1 protein-coding gene is annotated in these 940 nt (G+C 60.0%); it reads right to left on the bottom strand.

The window, feature by feature from the left end:
- Positions 1-771 (bottom strand): hypothetical protein (locus QJ48_RS35225; protein WP_237763168.1); only part of this gene is annotated, 771 nt, incomplete at its 3' end.
- Between the last annotated feature and the right edge of the window lie 169 nt (positions 772-940).

Raw genomic sequence — 940 nt, 5'->3', positions numbered from 1 at the left:
CAGCGCGTAAGCCGGGGCATCGTCGATGGTCTCGACTAGATCGACTTTCAATTTGGCCCGCTTGGAATAGAAGCTGCGCTCGAAATCCTCTTTGATCCAGGAGTTCGCGCCCGAGAAGTCCTCGTGCATCCGGTGGCGGTGCAGCAACTCAATCACCGGATCGAGCGACTCAAGGACCCCGTCGCCGTCAATCGCGCTTTGAAGCACCTCCTCGCGCTCGTCGGCATCAAACTCGTCCCAGATGTCGCCGCCTATTAGTGGCCGCTGGATATCGAACAGGTGTCTCTCTTCTTCAGGCAGGTCGGCCAAGATACCGGCGCGTAACTCTGGTAGCGGCCTCCAGGTCTCGTCTTCGTGCGTAGTGGGAGCGAAGAACTCATCACGCCTTGCCAGTGCTAGGCGATATAGGCGGTGTGCCCAGTACAGGGTGTCGCCGGCGAGCAGTCGCAGCGGCGAGCGCGCGTTGAAGGCGCCTTTACCCAAGCGCGCTCGCGGAGACAAGCGCGTCCAGATGTAGTGCGCAAATGCAGTTCGTGCCCGCGGACCGTAGTCCGCCGGCAAGTCGTTGTGCATGTACATCAGGCCCATCATGGAGCGTCGGCGTTCGAGACCAGCCTTGGCCAGGATGTCATCGGGCAACAGGCCGGCCAGCATGACGTCGAGCTCGGAGTTCCCGCCGTAGGTCGGCACCAGGATCATGTTCGGGTTGCGCCGCTCTTCAAGATAAGGCACGAACGGCTTCAACCCTTCGATGGCTTTTCCCGACCGCACAAATCCTGCCCTTTGCGTGGCATTCCAATCGTGTAGGTGAGCCGTCCATTCCAGGCGACCTGTCGCCGGCTCGGATAGGAACGCGAGCTCGAGTGGACCGTGCTCCCATCGATCTATCTGGGTAATTTCGGCCTGGTAAAAGAACGCATTGGAAATTGAACGCATGGAC

It is taken from the genome of Paenibacillus sp. A3 (assembly GCF_001399685.1).
Lineage (GTDB): Bacteria > Bacillota > Bacilli > Paenibacillales > NBRC-103111 > Paenibacillus_G.
This window is presented reverse-complemented; position numbering and strand designations above follow the sequence as displayed.